Origin of the sequence: Thermomonospora umbrina, assembly GCF_003386555.1 — a bacterium.
Classification (GTDB): Bacteria; Actinomycetota; Actinomycetes; order Streptosporangiales; family Streptosporangiaceae; genus Thermomonospora; species Thermomonospora umbrina.
In genome coordinates, this window is record NZ_QTTT01000001.1 from 5,489,884 (window position 1) to 5,505,845 (window position 15,962).

Consider the following 15,962-nt stretch of genomic DNA (forward strand, 5'->3'; position numbering starts at 1 on the left):
CTGCGACTTTCAGGCGGACCTGGGCAGCGCCCTCTGACGCGCCCGGATCGCCGGGCCCAGGGCGAGCTGGCCGACGGCGGCGGCCGCGCAGACCCCGGCGCAGGTGAGCCACAGGGCGGGGGCGCCGATCGCCAGCAACCGCATGCCGACCAGCGGCGCGAGCAGGAACCCGCCGGACCAGGACACCCCCCACAGCGCGCTGTAGCGCCCGCGCAGGTGCTCGGGGGCCAGATCGGCGACCACCGACTGGCCCACCGCCGCGATGATCACCTCGCCGGTCGTCCAGACCGCCACGGCCGCCGTGTACGCCCACAAGGCGGAGGCGGCGGCGTACAGCGCGGTCCCGGCGGTCACCACCAGGAGCCCGGCGGCGATCACGGTGCTGTGGTCGCGGCGCACCAGCCAGGCGTTGACCACCGGCTGCGCCAGGATGATCAGCAGGCCGTTGACCGACACCGCCAGCCCGTACGCCTGCGGGGACAGCCCGTCGGCCCTCATCGCCAGCGGCAGCGTGGAGAACGACTGCATCAGCACGAACGTGTACGCCAGGAAGACCACGGCGTAGCCGACCATCACCCGGTCCTGCAGCACGTCGCGGAACCCGCCGGGCTCGCGCTCGGCCTTCGCCCGCCGGGCGCGGGTCTCCGGCACCGCCCGCCAGACCAGTACGCCGAAGACCAGACAGGTCACCGCGTCGGCCCAGAACAGCCACAGGTAGCCGGCGCGGGCCAGCGTGCCGCCCAGCACCATGGCGAGCGCGAAGCCCAGGTTGATCGCCCAGAACAGCAGCCCGAACGCCCTCGGCCGTTCGGCGGGCGGGATGAGGTCGGCCACCATGGCCGCCGACGCGGGCCGGAACATGTCCAGCACCAGCCCCAGCAGCAGCGCCGACGCCATGATCGCGGGCAGGCCCTGCGCGTAGCCCAGCGCCAGCATGCCCGCCGCGTTGGCGACCATGGCCAGGGTGAGCGTCGTGCGCCGCCCGATCCGGTCGGCCAGCACGCCGCCGACGATCTGGGCGACCACGCCGCCGAGCCCGAGCAGCGCCAGGACCAGCCCGGCCTGCGCGAGCGACAGCCCGCGCACCGAGGTCAGGTAGAGCCCGAGGAACGGCTCCACCATCGTGCCCAGCCGGTTGATGAGCGTTCCGGCGAACAGCACCCAGAAGGCGCGGGGGAGCCCGCCGATCCGTTCCCGGAGGAACGGCGGCATCCGGCCGGCGACGTTCGGGGAGGTCACGCGGGGGGTGGCGGTCATGGGCCCGAGTGTGGGCGGGCCGTCGGAGGTGTGCGATCGTTTTAGCGGGGACTAAATGATCGAATACGTGTTCACCCCGGACGACGTGGCCCGGGTGCGCTTCGCCTTCTCACCGCTGGGCGAGCTGGTGGCGAGCCTGCGGGTGCTCGCCGACCCCTCCCGGCACGCCCTGCACCTGCCCTGGGTGCGCGCGGTGACACCCCGGCTGCAAGGGCTCGGGCTGGGGCCGCTGCGGGCGCTGGTGGGGCCCGTCGGCTACATCCCCGACTTCCTGACGCCGCCGCCCCGGACCCCGCTGCCCGACCTGGACGCCGAGTTGGCGGAGGTCCGGGCCACCACCCCGGCCCAGGTCGTGGAGGAGATCCGCTGGATGGACACCGACAAGGCCGTCCCGCCCGCGCTCCGCGCCCGGTCCGCCTCGGCCCGGCACGCGCTGGCCGCCGACCCCGAACGGGCCCTCGACCTGCTGACCGGCCTGCTCGTGGAGTACTGGGGCGCGGCGGTCGAGGCCCATTGGCCCCGGGTCCGCGACCTGTTGGAGACCGACGTGCTTCGCCGTTCCCGCGCGTCGACGGAGCGGGGGACCGAGGGGCTCTTCGCCGACCTGCACCAGCGGGTGGCCTGGGACGGTGAGCGGTTGACGGTCAGCAGCGGCTACGCGAGCCGCGTGCGTCTCGACGGGCGGGGGCTGTTGCTGGTGCCGAGCGCGTTCGCGTGGCCCGAGGTGCTCGCCATGCTGCCGCCCTACCAGCCGCAACTGATCTACCCCCCGTACGGGGTGGCGACCCTGTGGGACGCGGCCCCGGCCCCGCCCCCGGATGCCTTGGGCGCGCTCCTCGGCCGCGGCCGGGCCGCCGTCCTGGCCGGGCTGGAGGCCCCCGTGTCGACGACCGAGCTGGCGAGAAGGCTCGGCGTGACGCCGAGCTCCGTCAGCCAGCACCTCGCGGTGCTGCGCGGCTGCGGCCTGGTCAGCGGCCACCGGGTGGGCCGCCGGGTCCTGTACGTGCGCACCGCCACCGGGGACGCCCTGGTCGCCGGACGTCCCTAGGCGGACGTCCCCAGCGGGACGTCCCTGGCGGTCGGCGCTAGCGGAGCCCGGTGAGGGTCTCGCCCGGTCGGGTCCGGAGGCGGGCGGCCGGGCGGCGGATCGGGACGACGGGGGACTCCGCGCCGGCCAGCGTGTAGCGGCCGGTCTCGGTCAGCCAGTCCAGGTGGGCGCGGGGCGCCTGGAGGAGGGCGCGCACGACGGCGGCGGTGTCCCGACGGCCCTCGGGACCGATCGCCAGCCGGTCGAACTCGGCCGCGACCGCGCGGGCCGCGTCCCTGACCTGCGGGGCGCGCTGCGCGATGAGGTCCACCACCCGGCAGGCGGCCTGCGGCGTCTCCATCCGGCCGCTCGCACGCAGCACCGCCACGTGGTTGTGCAGCACCCGGTCGGGCGCGGCGCCGTGGCCGGTCTCCTTGAGGTACGAGATCACGTCGTTGACCCAGGTGATCATGTCGGCGGTGCCCTCGACCAGCGCCTTCCAGGCCGGCCCGGCGGTCAGCCCGGGATGCAGCTCGACGCCGAGCGTCGGCTCCGCCAGGTCGTACAGGTACGGGGCCGCGCCGCGCCGGCGCAGCGCGGGGAACTCCGCCGGCCCGGGCATCCGACCGGTGCGGCGGTCCACCGCCTCCTGGCCGAGTCCGGTGCGGTGGTCCTCCATGTGGCGCAGGAAGCGGCGGCGCCAGTGGGCGCTCATGCCCGGCGCGGTCTCGCGCCACAGATCGGCCAGCGCGACCTCCAGCGGGCCCGCCTCGGGCTTGGAGTGTCCCCGGCGCAGGGCTCCCAGCAGGTCGGCGTACAGCCCGTGGACGGCGGTGGCCGAGTCGCCCAGCGGGGTGTCGTCGATCGTGTCGTCCAGCGCGAACGTCCAGATCAGCCAGCGGGTGAACAGCACCACCCGGTCCTCCCGGCCCTCCGGGAACAGCCGGGCGGCCAGTTTTCCGAAGCGGGCCCGGCCCAGCGGGGTGCCGTCGGGGTCGCCGGGCACCAGCCGGCGGGCGGCGGCCCACCGGTCGGCCCGGCCGCCGATCGACTGGACGGCGGGATGCGTGCCGGACCGGGTGGCGAGCGCGGCCACCCGGTCGGCGAGCGAGAGAACAAGTGCGGCATCCACGGCTCGACCAGGCTAAAGATCATTCCGGCGCGGCGTCCCCCATCGCCACGTCAAGACTTCGGCAACCCCTTTCGGCGATCCCGCGGCCGGGGCCCCGCGGCGGATGTGCGCGGGGTCGAAGGGCGGTATAAATGGCAGTGTTCGGGAGGGTTTCGGCCCCTCCGTCGGACTCACCGCGGTCGGCCCCTTTCGGATGGCTCTGTAACGCCGAGGAAACAGCCGCAGGGCATACTGCTAGGTAGCCGGACGTGTCGGCACGCGCGCCGCGTCCGGGGCCGGGCGAGGGGGTCGCGGGGTCGGTGTCGGGCGGCGTCGGCGGGTACGACGTACGACAGTCGGGTGAACAGAGGCAATCGAGGGAGAAGGCCTTGGACCGTCAGCAGGAGTTCGTGCTCCGCACACTGGAGGAGCGCGACATCCGCTTCATCCGACTGTGGTTCACCGACGTGCTCGGGTTCCTGAAGTCGGTCGCGGTCGCGCCCGCGGAGCTCGAGGGCGCCTTCGCCGAGGGCATCGGCTTCGACGGGTCGGCCGTCCAGGGGTTCGCCCGGATCTACGAGGCCGACATGATCGCCAAGCCGGATCCGGCGACCTTCCAGGTGCTGCCGTGGCGCGCCGAGTCGCCGGGCACCGCCCGGATGTTCTGCGACATCCTCATGCCGGACGGCACGCCGAGCTTCGCCGACCCGCGCTACGTGCTCAAGCGGGCGCTGGGCAAGGCCGCCGACCTCGGGTTCACCTTCTACACGCATCCGGAGATCGAGTTCTTCCTGATGCGGAACATCCCGGAGGACGGCAGCGAGCCCGAGCCGGTCGACGCCGGCGGCTACTTCGACCACACCCCGCACAGCGCGGCGCACGACTTCCGGCGCAACGCGATCATGGTGTTGGAGTCGATGGGCATCTCGGTGGAGTTCAGCCACCACGAGGGCGCCCCCGGCCAGCAGGAGATCGACCTGCGCTACGCCGACGCGCTCACCACGGCCGACAACATCATGACGTTCCGGCTGGTGATGAAGGAGGTGGCGCTGGAGCAGGGCGTGTGGGCCTCCTTCATGCCCAAGCCCTTCACCGACCACCCCGGATCCGGCATGCACACCCACATGTCGCTGTTCGAGGGCGACCGCAACGCGTTCTACGAGCCGGGCGCGGAGTTCCAGCTCTCCAAGGTGGCGCGGGCCTTCATCGCCGGGCTGCTGCGGCACGCCGCCGAGATCACCGCCGTCACCAACCAGTTCGCCAACTCCTACAAGCGGCTGTGGGGCGGCGTCGGGGCCTCCGCGGGCGCCGGGGGAGAGGCCCCGTCCTACATCTGCTGGGGGCACAACAACCGCTCCGCGCTGGTGCGGGTGCCGATGTACAAGCCGCAGAAGGGCCACGCCACCCGGGTCGAGTTCCGCTCCCTGGACACCGCCGCCAACCCGTACCTGGCGTTCGCGGCCATCCTCGGCGCCGGCCTCAAGGGCATCGAGGAGGGCTACGAGCTGCCGCCGGGCGCCGAGGACGACGTGTGGGCGCTCACCCCGGCCGAACGGCGGGCGATGGGCATCGAGCCGCTCCCGCAGAGCCTCGACGAGGCCATCCACACCATGGAGCGCAGCGAGCTGATGGCGGACGTGCTCGGCGAGCACGTGTTCGACTTCTTCCTGCGCAACAAGCGGGCCGAGTGGGAGGACTACCGCCGCCAGGTCACCGAGTACGAGCGCAGGCGCTACATCGCGGTGCTCTAGCCGTCCATGAGGGCCCGGGCGTCGTCCCGGGCCCCCGCCTGCCCCGACACGCTCCGCCCGCGCCCGCAGTTTCGGCGCGGGCTTCACGCATGCGGTCTCGGCGTCATGACCCACGACCCGTGTCCGCGAGCGCCCCGGCGGGGCCCACCGAGCCCGGGGCCGCGGGTGAGGCGATCTTGTCGTAACAGAAATCTCTCGTGGCCGGGATTTCCTCCGTCACGGACGGCTTGCCCGGTTACGCTCAAGCCCGTGAGCGAGCCCTGGACTCCCGACCGCCGTCCCACTCTGACCGGCCGCCTGGCCCGGCTCGGCTTCACCGATCCCGGGCGTGCCGAGCGTCTGCTGGCCGAGGCCGCCGGCGAGGGTGTGACCGTCTCCGATCCGCTCCTGGACACCCTCGGCGCCGCCGCCGACCCGGACCTGGCGCTGGGCGGCCTGCTGCGGCTGCTGGAGGCCCTCGACCCCGCCGGCCGGGCCGCGCTGGCCGCCGACGAGGGCGTCTGGCAGCGGTTGCCGGCGGTGCTGGGCGTCAGCTCCGCGCTCGGGGAGCATCTGGCGCGACACCCGGACGACTGGCGGGTCCTCGGCGGCGATGGAGCGATCCAAGCCCCGGCCCCCCGAACGTTCCGGGACGCCCTCCTGCGCGCCGTGGGCGCCGATCCCGACGATCCCGAGCCCGCCGCCCGGGACGCCTCCCAGGAGACCCTCATCGCGCTCCGGGCGGCCTATCGGAGGCATCTGCTCCGGCTGGCCGGTCGTGACCTCAGCGGGGCCGCAGACGTCGACGAGGTGGCCGCCGCGCTCGCCGACCTGGCCGCGGCGGCGCTGGAGGCCGGGCTCGCCGTCGCCCGCGCGGAGGTCCCCGACGCGGGCCTGTGTCGGCTGGCGGTGATCGGCATGGGCAAGTGCGGCGGCCGTGAGCTGAACTACGTCAGCGACGTCGACGTGATCTTCGTGGCGGAGCCCCGGCCCGGCGCGTCCGAGCCCGACGCCCTGCGCGCCGCCACGAGGCTGGCCTCCGCCCTGATGCGCGCCTGCTCGGCCAGCACCCCGGAGGGCTCCCTGTGGGAGGTGGACGCCGCGCTGCGTCCCGAGGGCAAGGCCGGCCCGCTGGTGCGGACCCTGGCCAGCCACCGCGCCTACTACGAGCGCTGGGCCAAGACGTGGGAGTTCCAGGCCCTGCTGAAGGCCCGGCCGGTGGCGGGCGACGCGGAGCTGGGCCGCGAGTACGCCGACATGGTCGGCCCCCTGGTGTGGAAGGCCGCGGCGGGCGAGGACTTCGTGGAGGACGTGCAGGCGATGCGCCGGCGCGTCGAGGCCCACCTGCACCGGCAGACCCAGGAGTCCGAACGGGAGCTGAAGCTGGGCCCCGGCGGGCTGCGCGACATCGAGTTCGCCGTCCAGCTCCTGCAGCTCGTCCACGGCCGCGCCGACGACACGCTGCGCAGCCCCAACACGCTGGAGGCGCTGGCCTCGCTGTCCCAGGGCGGCTACGTCGGGCGCGACGACGCCGCCGGCCTCGCCTCCGCGTACCGGTTCCTGCGCCGCGTGGAGCACCTCATCCAGCTCCACCGGCTGCGCCGCACCCACACCGTTCCCGACGACGACCACGACCTGCGGCGGCTCGGCCGGGCGCTGGGGCTGCGCACCGACCCGGTGGGGGAGTTCACCGCGTTGTGGCGGCGGCACGCCCGTGGCGTCCGCACCATCCACGAGAAGCTCTTCTACCGGCCCCTGCTGCGCGCCGTCGCCCGGCTGCCGGAGGAGGAGACGCGGCTGACGCCGGAGGCCGCGCGGACCCGGCTCACCGCGCTCGGCTTCAACGACCCCGCCGGGGCGCTCCGGCACATCGAGGCCCTCACCTCCGGGGTGTCGCGGCGCGCCGCGATCCAACGGACGCTGCTGCCGGTGATGCTGGGCTGGTTCGCCGCCGCCCCCGACCCGGACGCGGGGCTGCTGGGGTTCCGGCAGGTCAGCGACGCCCTCGGCACCACGCCGTGGTACCTGCGGCTGCTGCGCGACGAGGTGACGGTGGCCGAGCGGATGGCCCGCCTGCTGGCCACCAGCCGGTACGCCACCGACCTGCTGCTGCGCGCCCCCGAGGCGGTCGCCCTCCTCGGCAGCGACGACGGGCTGGCCCCGCGCTCGTTCGAGGCGCTGATGTCCGAGGCGCTGGCCGCCGTGCGCCGCCGCGAGGACGACGACAAGGCGGCCCACGAGTCGGCCGAGGACGCGGTGGCGGCGGTGCGCGGGCTGCGCCGCCGGGAGCTGTTCCGCACCAGCGTCGCGGACCTGCTCGGCTTGACCGACGTCCGCACCGTGGGCGAGGCCCTGACCGATATCGCCACCGTCACCATCGAGGCGGCCCTCCAGGCCGCCGTCAACAAGATCGAGATGGAACGCCGGGGACCGCTGCCCACCCGCGTCGCCGTGGTCGCCATGGGCCGTTTCGGCGGCCACGAGCTGGGCTACGGCAGCGACGCCGACGTGATGTTCGTGCACGACCCGCTGCCCGGAGCCGACGAGCGGGACGCGCAGACCGCCGCCCACTCCGTCGCCGAGGAGATGCGCCGGCTGCTGGCCCGGCCCGCCCCCGACCCGCCCCTGCAGATCGACCCCAACCTGCGTCCCGAGGGCAAGGCGGGGCCGCTGGTGCGGACGCTGGCGTCCTACGCCGCCTACTACGCCCGCTGGTCGGCCCCCTGGGAGAGCCAGGCGCTGCTGCGCGCCGACCCGATCATCGGCGACCCCGAGCTGGGCCACCGGTTCCGGGCCCTGATCGACCCGGTGCGCTGGCCCCGCGACGGCATCGACGACAAGGCGCTCCGCGAGATCCGCCGGCTGAAGGCGCGCATGGAGTCCGAACGGCTCCCGCGCGGCGTCGAACGGCGGCTGCACACCAAGCTCGGCCCCGGCGGGCTCTCCGACGTCGAATGGGTCGCCCAGCTCCTCCAGCTCCAGCACGCCCACGAGGTCGCCGGGCTGCGCACCACCCGCACCCTCGCCGCGCTGGACGCGGCGGTGCGGGCGGGCCTGCTGGACGAGACCGACGGCGAGGTGCTGTCGTCGGCCTGGCAGCTCGCCACCCGCATCAGGGGCACCGTGATGCTGGTGCGGGGCCGCGCCTCCGACCTGCTGCCGACCGACCACCACAAGGAGCGCAGCGCCGTCACCCAGGTTCTCGGCTACCCCGGCACCGGCGACCTGCTGGAGGATTACCGCCGGCACGCCCGCCGGGCCCGCGCCGTCGTCGACCGCGTGTTCTACGGCGTCACGGACTGAACTCCTCCAGGTTGTCCCTGGCGGGATGCGCCGAGCCCATCGGCCCCGCGGCCATGGCCCGGAGCAGGTTCTCGGTGACCCTGGACACGAAGCGCTGCGCCGCGCCGGTGACGCCGTGGCCGCAGGCCGTGCCGCGCATCGCGCACACCCACCGCATGGTGCCGGTCGCGAACACCCCCGAGCCGCTCCTCGTCGTGTAGTACGTGGCGTCCGCCGTCTTCACGAACGCCCCGCAGTTGATCGGCGAATGCGCCAGCACCTCGATCGGCCGGGGTGTGGGGCCGCCCCAGTTGAGCGCGTCGGTCTCCGGCCCGATCAGGCCGGGGAACGTCGTGCCCCGCCGCACCCCGGTGCCCCGGAACAGCCAGTGCGCGGGCCGATGGACGGTGAACGACCCGACGGCGGGGAAGCAGTTGTACATGATCCCGATCAGGTCGCTCTCGGGCCTGGGCTTCGGGGGGAGTCGCCAGTCCTGGGTCGACTCGGCCGGGTCCGTCCGTGCCACCGGGTCCTCGGTGGCGTCCTTGTAGCAGATCACCAGCCGGTCCGGGCCGAGCGCGGTGTCGGCGAAGCGGATGTGCCGGTTGACGGCGTTGGCCCCCAGGAAGGCGATGTTGACACCCTCGTCACGGGCCCGCGTGGCACCGTCCCGCATCGACGTGGACCAGTACTCGGAGTGCCCGAGCGTGAGCAGCCCGCGTGCGCCGCGCAGCAGGCCCGGCTGACGGTGCAGGTCGTTGTCGGTCGCGTACGCCAGCCGGACGCCGGTCTTCTCGGCGAGCACGATCGCCGAGTGCTCGTACGCCATGAACTTCCCGGTGCCGCCCCTGTCGTACGGGCGGTCGAAGCTCACCGCCCGGGAACGGTCGGCGTACCCGGTCGGCCCCTTGTAGAGGTTCCGTCCGCCCCAGGTGTTGTACGCCTGCCAGGTCGTCGTGGCGTTGAGGACCACGATCCTCCCCGTGGCGTCCGCCGATCGCACGGTGATCGGGACGTACCGCTGGGCGCCGGAGTCGGCGGTGAGCCGCAGCAGGTACACGCCCTCCGGCCAGTTCACGGTGGGCACGGTCATCGACGGCTTCCAGGGGGCGACCACCGTGCCGGTCTCTTCGGACGTCCTGGCGGACGCCTGTCGGAAGCCCGCCCGCCGGGGCGACTCCCAGACCTTGCGGGCCTGCGCGCCGCCGTACCAGCCCACCCGGAACGCCTCCACGGCGAACCCGTCGGCGGTGGTGGACACGAACAGCCGGAACGGCTCGCCCGGCAGCACGCTCACCCGATCGGCGAAGCCCTCGATCTCCTCCTGCGGCCCCTTGCGGCGCAGCCTCCAGTCCGGCGTCCCGGGCCGCGCGTTCTCGGCGACGACCGCCGGCGTGGGGGAGCCGTCACGGGCCCCCGGGTCGTTCGCTCCCGAACCGGCCGAACTCCGCGAGGCGCTGCACCCGGCGAGCGAGAACGGCACCAGCACGGCGAGCAGGACGGTCAGGACGATCCCCCGATGAGTGCGCACGCCGCCGCATTCTGCCGCACCGGCGCGCCCCCGTGCGCCGTCATCGCTCAGACGGCGTTACGGCACATCTGCCACCCGTACGCCACCACCCGCACCGCCCCATGGCTGACCGCGGCCCCGGCGGCCAGCACCGCGACACCGCCCGCCGCGTCGAGGATGAAGTGGTTGGCCGTCCCCATGATCACGACGACCGTCGCCGCCGGATAGGCGATCGCCAGGACCCGCACCCAGACGCGCCGCACCACCGCCACGATCGCCACCGTGCACCACAGCGACCACGCCGTGTGCAACGACGGCATGGCGGCGTACTGGTTGGAGACCGTCGCCACCGGCGAGGAGTCGTACAGCCCCCAGGTGTTGAAGGCGATCACCGTGTCGGTGAAGCCGGGCAGCATGCGGGGCGGGGCCAGCGGATAGAACCAGAAGCCGATCAGCCCCGTCAGCGTGGTGGCGAACAGCATCCATCGGAACCTGGGGTAATGACCCGGATGCCGTGCGTACAGCCACACCAGCACGCCGATGGTGATCGCGAAGTGCAGCGTGGCGTAGTAGTAGTTGGCCGTCACGCCCAACCACGACTGCTCGGTGAACAGCCGGTTCAGCGCGTACTCGATGTCCAGCCGCAGGACGTCCTCGGCCTCGAGGAGCTCGTACGCCCGGGCGACCGCCCCGGCGTGATCGGTCGGGACCAGGTTGCGGACCATCGAGTACGCCGTATAGCAGATCCCGATCAGCAGCAGCTCGGCCCACCAGCGCGGCCTCGTCCGCGCCTCCGCCGGGGCCGGCTCGGCCTCGGCCCCCGGACGCGGTGTCCGGGGGCCGGTGGCGGAGCGTGACATGGGCATGCGGTCCACATTCTCAGACCGTGGACCCCGGAGCATCACCAACCCCGGATGAGCCGGCGCCCACGCCGACAGGCCGGGGAGCCGGCACCAACGGCTCCCGTACGGGGGCGGGGGCCGCGTCCGCCGGGGCGGTCATGGCGGGCGCGGGCCGGGCCTGCGCCTCGGCCCGGCTCCACCGGACCGGACGCGGCCGCCACCCGAGATGGCGTGCTCCAGAGAACGCCAGCGCCCCCACGACCAGGGCGATGCCCACCACGGCGTCGAGGATGTAGTGGTTGGCGGTGCCCAGGATCACCAGCACCGTCACCAGCGGGTACAGCACCCCCAGTGCCCTCACCCAGCGCTGTGTGCCCAGCCACACCAGCACGAATCCGCACCACAGCGCCCAGCCCGCGTGCATGGACGGCATGGCCGCGTACTGGTTGGTCAGCGTCCCGGCGCTCTGGCCGGAGTACAGCCCCCAGGAGCCCAGCGCCTGCACCGGGTCCACGAAGCCCTCGGCCGGAAGGAACCGCGGCGGCGCGAGCGGGTACAGCCAGAAGCCGACCAGCGCCACCCCCGTCGCCACCAGCAGCGCGGTCCGCAGCCACCGGTAGTGCTGGGGGCGGAACCGGTACAACCAGACCACGATGCCCAGCGTCACCGCGAAGTGCGCGGTCGCGTAGAAGTAGTTGGCCGCCCGGGCCAGCCACGACACCTCCAGCAACGCCTCGTTCAGGACCTGCTCCACGTCGAGGCCCAGCGCCCGCTCCACCGCGAGGATGTCGGCGGCGTTGCGGAACGCCACCGCCGTGCCGCCGCCGTTCAGCACCAGCCGGGTCACCGTGTACGCGCTGTAGAACAGCGCGATCAGCAGCAGCTCACGCCAGATGGGCGGCGCGGAGACCAGCCGGGTCACCCGGGCCTTCACGGGCGGCCGCGCCGGCCCGGCGGGGGGCCGGGTCAGCCGTCCTCGGGGGGCTTGAGGGGCGGTTTGGACCATGCTGACCATCTTGGTCAACCGATCCCACTTTGAGATCACCGAGGCGAACGGTCTTCGTCTCAGACTTGAGTAGTAGGTCCGCCATGAGGCATACGGGACTTCTGGGGGATAAGGCCCGCCGGCGATGCGACCAGAGATGACCTTCCGACGGTCAGGGCGTCCAGTGGATCGTGCACAGCGTCCGCCCGGCGACCCCCGGGAAGCGCGGCCGTCGAGGGTCGATCCCCAGGTCGCGCAGGGCTTCGGCCACCTCCGCCGTCCGTTCGGCGGGCAGCGCCAGCCGCCGCCCCACGCGCTCGGCCAAGGCGGTCAGATCGGGGTAGTACCCCCATTCTCCCCGATCGATCCATCGTTCGATCTCAGGGTCGGCGCCGGCCGCCGCCAGGGCCCGCACCGCGTCGTCGGCCGTCGGCCCGTCCGGCCGCTCCAGCCCGTGGAACCTCTCCCACAGCGGGTTCAACGCGTGCAGCGGGTGCCGCTCGGGGATCTCCACGACCACCCGCCGCCGGGCGCGGGCGGTCAACGCCGCGGCGAACGGGCCCAGGTCCGCGACGGCGTACAGCACGTGATGGCAGACCACCACGTCGGCGGGCGGGACCCTTCCCGCGATCTCCGGCCACGGGCCGCCGAAGGTCTCCACGGGGACGCCCAGGTGCCGCCCGCTCTCCTCCAGCGCCTCCAGCAGGGGGCCCTCCGGATCGACGCCCACGATCAGTCCGGCCCGCTCCGCCAGCGGCAGCGAGGCCCCGCCGACCCCGCATCCGACGTCCAGCACCGTGCCGCCCTCCGGGAGCGCCTCGACGGCGCGGGCGAAGGAACGGCTCCCCGGCGGCGCCTCCGCGTCCGCCGGGTCGCGCACCACGGTCGCGGGGCGCGGCGCGGAGCCGCCGCCGTGCGACCGGAACCGCTCGGGGAGCCGCCAGGACTCCACCGCCGCCCGCCATCGGGCCAGGTCCGCCGTGTCCATGCGGGACATCAGACCACGGGGCGGAGATCGCGCGGTCAGAGTTCGGGAAGGACCTGTTCCACCGGGGTGGGATTCTTGAGGGTGTTCCCCACGGTGCAGTAGCGCTCGTGGACGCGGCGGGCCACCGCGTCGAACACCGCCGCGGCCTTGTCGTCGCCCTCGGGCAGCTCCACGTCGTAGGAGATCGTGATCGTGCCCAGCTCACTGGTGGCGATCTTGTCCGCCTGCACGGTGGCCGCCAGCCGGACCAGCCGGTGCCCCCGCTTGGCCGTCAGCGGCTCCACCGTGACCAGCTCGCACCCGCCCAGCGCCGCCAACAGCAGCTCCACCGGGGAGAAGACGCCCTCCTCCTCCGAGCCGCCGACCGCCACCCGCGCCCCCCGGTCGTTGGTCGCCTCGAACCCGCCCTCGGTCCGCTCGACCCGCACTGTCGCCATGACCCCTCCTCGTGATCGTCCGCCCGCCTGAACGATCTCACGCCCCCGGATCTTCCCCGGAACACCGCCGGAACGCCGAAGGCCCCGCCACCAGAGGCGACGGGGCCCAGCATGCAAGCTCCGAACGGCGATCACCGACGTCCGCCCGGCGATCACCGATGTTCGCGCGATGACCGCACAATCCGAGGCGGTGACGCCCGCGTGAGTGGCGTCCACCCACGTTGCGCGGCGACCACCGACGTTCGAACCGCGACCACCAAGGCGGAACGGCGATCCCCCACGTTGCGCGGCGACCACCTGCGTTAGAGCGACGTCCACCCACGTTGCGCGGCGATCACCGACGTCCGAACCGCGACCCCGCGGGGGTGTTGCCCGGTCCTTCAGGTGGGCGGCCCGGAGCGCAAGCGGAGGGCCGCCCACCTGAAGATCTCCAAGACCGGGCGCGGGGGGGGTGGGGGGTCGCCCCCCCACATGACTACACGTCGTAGTAGAGCTCGAACTCGTGCGGGTGCGGGCGGAGCCGGATCGGGTCCAGCTCGTTCTCGCGCTTGTAGGCGATCCAGGTCTGGATCAGGTCCTCGGTGAAGACGCCGCCCTCGAGGAGGTACTCGTGGTCCTCCTCCAGCTTGTTGAGGACGGCCTCGAGCGAGCCGGGGACCTGCGGGATGGCGCGGGCCTCCTCCGGCGGGAGCTCGTAGAGGTCCTTGTCCACCGGCTCCGGCGGCTCGATCTTGTTCTTGATGCCGTCGATGCCGGCCATCAGCATCGCCGAGAACGCCAGGTACGGGTTGCAGGACGGGTCCGGCACGCGGAACTCGACGCGCTTGGCCTTGGGGTTGGACCCGGTGATCGGGATCCGGATGCAGGCGGAGCGGTTGCGCTGGGAGTAGACCAGGTTGACCGGGGCCTCGTACCCCGGGACCAGCCGGTGGTAGGAGTTGACGGTCGGGTTGGTGAACGCCAGCAGCGAGTGGGCGTGCTTGAGGAGGCCGCCGATGTACCAGCGGGCGGTGTCCGACAGACCGGCGTAGCCGACCTCGTCGTAGAACAGCGGGGAGCCGTCCTTCCACAGCGACTGGTGGCAGTGCATGCCGGAGCCGTTGTCACCGAAGATCGGCTTGGGCATGAACGTGACGGTCTTGCCTGCCGCGCGGGCGACGCTCTTGACGACGTACTTGTAGAGCATGAGCTGGTCGGCGGTGTGGAGCATCTCGCCGAAGCGGAAGTCGATCTCCGCCTGGCCGGCGGTGCCGACCTCGTGGTGCTGCATCTCGACGTCGATGCCGACACCGAGGAGCTGGGCCACCATCTCCGAGCGGAGGTCGGTGTAGTGGTCCATCGGCGGGACCGGGAAGTAGCCGCCCTTGTAGGGGGGCTTGGCGCCGAGGTTGCCGCCCGGCTCCTCGCGCCCGGTGTTCCAGGCGCCCTCGATCGAGTCGAGGTGGTAGTAGCCGGCGTTGGCCTTCGTCTCGAAGCGCACGTCGTCGAAGATGTAGAACTCGGCCTCGGGGCCGAAGTACACCGTGTCGGCGATGCCGGTGCTCTTGAGGTAGTCCTGGGCCTTCTTGGCCACGTTGCGCGGGTCGCGGCTGTAGGGCTCGCCGGTGAGCGGGTCGTGCACGAAGAACGTGATGTTCAGCGTCTTGTGCTGGCGGAACGGGTCCACCACGGCCGTGGTCGGGTCCGGCAGCAGCAGCATGTCGGACTCGTGGATCTCCTGGAATCCGCGGATCGAGGACCCGTCGAACATCAGGCCCTCGGTGAAGACGCCGCTCCCGAAGTTCTCGACCGGGAACGTGAAGTGCTGCACGGTGCCGGGCAGGTCCACGAACCTGCAGTCGACGAACCGGATGCCTTCGGCCTCTATGTAGCTCAGGACCTCGTCGGCGCTGCTGAACATCCAACCTCCCTGGGGCGCTTTTCGTGCATCAGAACGCTAGGATCCCGCCGTTTCCCGGCCGTGTCCCAAGTGTTTCTAGTGTGTTACGCATCACCCCGTGCCGTGACACAACGAACACCCGTTGTCCGCGCCCCCGCGCACCGGCCTCGGATCGGACACCGCCCCGGTCAGCGGTACCGTGGACGCCATGAGCAGCGGCAGGGAGACGACGGGCGGACCGCGTTGGACGCAGACCTGGCTGGGCGGAGCGCGCTCGGCCGGGGCGGAGCTGGGATACCCCGGGGAACGGCTCGGCCTCCCCGAGAACGGCACCGGCGCGGTCGCGGGCTACGGCCGCCGGCTGGTCGCCCTGTTCGTCGACTGGGGCCTGTGCATGGTCATCGCGGCGGCCGCCGCCCGGACGCTCGAGCTGGCCCCCCAGAGCCGCAGCCTCCTCACCCTGGGGGTGTTCGCGCTGCAGGCGGTCGTGCTGAACGCCACCCTCGGGATGACGCTCGGCAAACGCCTGTGCGGCATCCGCGTCGTCCGCCTCGACGGCCGCCCGGTCGGCCCCGTGTGGGCGCTGGTGCGCACCGTGCTGGTCCTGTTCGTGGTGCCCGCGCTGTTCTGGGACCGCGACCACCGGGGCCTGCACGACCGCGCCGCCGACACCGTCGTGATCGGTCTGTCTTGATGTGGGGGGGGCGACCCCCCACGCCCCCCGCGCCCGGTCTTGGAGATCTTCAGCCGAACGGCCCTCCGCTTGCGCTCCGGGCCGCCCGCCTGAAGGACCGGGCAACACCCCCGGTGGTGGCCGTAGTCCCAACGGTTGGCTAAAACCCTGCGGTGGTCGTACGCCAGTGGTGGTGGTATCTGAGTGGTGGCTGTGGTGGTCGTTCCCCGGGTGGCTGTAC

The 15,962-nt window shown here is 73.0% G+C and carries 12 protein-coding genes; 4 read left to right on the top strand and 8 right to left on the bottom strand.

Features of this window, described 5'->3' with window-relative positions; genetic code table 11:
• Positions 1-9: 9 nt before the first annotated feature.
• The gene (locus DFJ69_RS24525; RefSeq protein ID WP_211328727.1) at positions 10-1,257 is read right to left on the bottom strand and encodes an MDR family MFS transporter; all 1,248 of its coding nucleotides are present in this window, start codon (positions 1,255-1,257) and stop codon (positions 10-12) included.
• Between the two features lie 55 nt (positions 1,258-1,312).
• Here DFJ69_RS24525 and DFJ69_RS24530 point away from each other — a divergent pair, with 55 nt between their 5' ends.
• Positions 1,313-2,305 carry an ArsR/SmtB family transcription factor gene (locus DFJ69_RS24530; RefSeq protein WP_116024771.1) on the top strand — a complete coding sequence of 331 codons (993 nt, stop codon included), beginning with the start codon at positions 1,313-1,315 and terminating at the stop codon, positions 2,303-2,305.
• Between the two features lie 37 nt (positions 2,306-2,342).
• On the opposite strand, the gene DFJ69_RS34465 is transcribed toward DFJ69_RS24530, so the two are convergent.
• Positions 2,343-3,416: a terpene synthase family protein gene (locus DFJ69_RS34465; RefSeq protein WP_170177765.1), complete on the bottom strand. Its 1,074-nt coding sequence runs from the start codon at positions 3,414-3,416 to the stop codon at positions 2,343-2,345.
• Positions 3,417-3,784: 368 nt separating this feature from the next.
• Here DFJ69_RS34465 and DFJ69_RS24540 point away from each other — a divergent pair, with 368 nt between their 5' ends.
• Together DFJ69_RS24540 and DFJ69_RS24545 are read left to right on the top strand one after the other, a co-directional pair.
• Positions 3,785-5,146, top strand: coding sequence for a glutamine synthetase family protein (locus DFJ69_RS24540; protein ID WP_116024772.1), 1,362 nt, complete (start codon positions 3,785-3,787; stop codon positions 5,144-5,146).
• 249 nt (positions 5,147-5,395) lie between these two features.
• Entirely contained in the window at positions 5,396-8,428 is a 3,033-nt protein-coding gene (locus tag DFJ69_RS24545; protein ID WP_116024774.1) for a bifunctional [glutamine synthetase] adenylyltransferase/[glutamine synthetase]-adenylyl-L-tyrosine phosphorylase, read from the top strand.
• Here DFJ69_RS24545 and DFJ69_RS24550 read toward each other — a convergent pair.
• The 6 genes from DFJ69_RS24550 to glnA form a co-directional block, all read right to left on the bottom strand.
• Positions 8,418-9,938 carry a N,N-dimethylformamidase beta subunit family domain-containing protein gene (locus tag DFJ69_RS24550; RefSeq protein ID WP_211328728.1) on the bottom strand — a complete coding sequence of 507 codons (1,521 nt, stop codon included), beginning with the start codon at positions 9,936-9,938 and terminating at the stop codon, positions 8,418-8,420. The two genes, DFJ69_RS24545 and DFJ69_RS24550, sit on opposite strands and share 11 nt — an antisense overlap.
• A 47-nt stretch (positions 9,939-9,985) precedes the next feature.
• Positions 9,986-10,783, bottom strand: a complete 798-nt coding sequence (locus tag DFJ69_RS24555; protein WP_245974554.1) for a phosphatase PAP2 family protein — start codon at positions 10,781-10,783, stop codon at positions 9,986-9,988.
• Positions 10,784-10,796: 13 nt separating this feature from the next.
• A complete protein-coding gene (locus DFJ69_RS24560; protein ID WP_245974555.1) occupies positions 10,797-11,765 on the bottom strand; it encodes a phosphatase PAP2 family protein in 969 nt (322 codons plus the stop codon).
• 151 nt (positions 11,766-11,916) lie between these two features.
• On the bottom strand, positions 11,917-12,732 hold the full coding sequence (locus tag DFJ69_RS24565) for a class I SAM-dependent methyltransferase (protein ID WP_170177766.1): 816 nt from the start codon (positions 12,730-12,732) through the stop codon (positions 11,917-11,919).
• A 35-nt stretch (positions 12,733-12,767) separates the two neighbouring features.
• Positions 12,768-13,169, bottom strand: a complete 402-nt coding sequence (locus tag DFJ69_RS24570; protein WP_116024778.1) for an OsmC family protein — start codon at positions 13,167-13,169, stop codon at positions 12,768-12,770.
• A gap of 475 nt (positions 13,170-13,644) precedes the next feature.
• Positions 13,645-15,069: a type I glutamate--ammonia ligase gene (glnA, locus tag DFJ69_RS24575; RefSeq protein ID WP_116024780.1), complete on the bottom strand. Its 1,425-nt coding sequence runs from the start codon at positions 15,067-15,069 to the stop codon at positions 13,645-13,647.
• A gap of 187 nt (positions 15,070-15,256) precedes the next feature.
• Between glnA and DFJ69_RS24580 the strand changes: the two genes are divergently transcribed.
• A complete protein-coding gene (locus tag DFJ69_RS24580) occupies positions 15,257-15,742 on the top strand; it encodes an RDD family protein (RefSeq protein ID WP_116026870.1) in 486 nt (161 codons plus the stop codon).
• The last annotated feature ends 220 nt before the right edge of the window (positions 15,743-15,962 follow it).